The organism is Arthrobacter sp. ZGTC212, assembly GCF_002929255.1.
Lineage (GTDB): Bacteria > Actinomycetota > Actinomycetes > Actinomycetales > Micrococcaceae > Arthrobacter_B > Arthrobacter_B sunyaminii.
Genome location: NZ_PJIJ01000016.1, coordinates 1 through 812, shown reverse-complemented (window position 1 = coordinate 812; position 812 = coordinate 1). Strand labels below are relative to the sequence as shown.

At 54.2% G+C, this 812-nt stretch carries 2 pseudogenes; both read right to left on the bottom strand.

Annotated elements, in window-relative coordinates:
* A pseudogene (locus CXQ89_RS17630) lies at positions 1-495 on the bottom strand (iron ABC transporter substrate-binding protein); the annotation flags it as partial.
* 16 nt (positions 496-511) lie between these two features.
* A pseudogene (locus CXQ89_RS17625) lies at positions 512-812 on the bottom strand (hypothetical protein); the annotation flags it as partial.

Below are 812 nucleotides of genomic sequence, written 5' to 3'. Positions count from 1 at the left end.
GGCATTGTGGGTTCGAGTGAAATCGCCGGAGTTGATGACGACCTCCTCGAACGTTTCTGAGCCTGGAACCGTATAGGGACGCCAGACACCAGCTTGGCTGAAACCATCCGCAAGCCGATAGTCGGAAATACGTACGACGTCGGCGCTCAGCATGTCGGCTCCCTGCTCCGAGAGAACCCGCTCCGACAGTCGGTTCGGCTGAAGCCGGACCATGTTGACTTGGATTCCTGTGTCCTTCGTGAAGGCCTCGATGAAGGTCTTTTCATTCGCCTCGGGATATCCCGTATAGAGGTTCAAAGTCTGGCCCTTGGCCTTGTCGTAGACGTCCTGCGCAGCGATCTGCTCTCCGTCGATAACGAGACCCTTTGTCGTCTCAACGTCTGCATCGTTCTGGACAACCGATCCTTTGGCGCCGGAGGTTGACCCGCAGGCTGACACTGTGATGGCCACTACAGCGGCGAGTCCTGCAAGCTTCAATTTCTTGTGAGTTTTCACTGTTAGTCCCCTATTTCTACAAGGCGTTCTTGGTCGAAGCGGATTTCTTCTTCTTTGACGAATCGTGTGATCCAACCAGCTGGGCTGCTATGGCGAGAATGGCGATTACCAGGACATAAAATATGCTGATGGCAGCGGCCCCTGTGGTTTGGCCATTATCGAAATTGTCGAAGACGAGAATTGAGAGGATCCGAGTCTCTGAGGTGAAGAGGAATAGGGAAGCACTCAATTCACGCATGGAGAGCATCAGATACAGCAGTACCGTCGAGGTGATGCCGACCCTCATCAGCGGAACGGTCACCGAAAAGACAGCACGG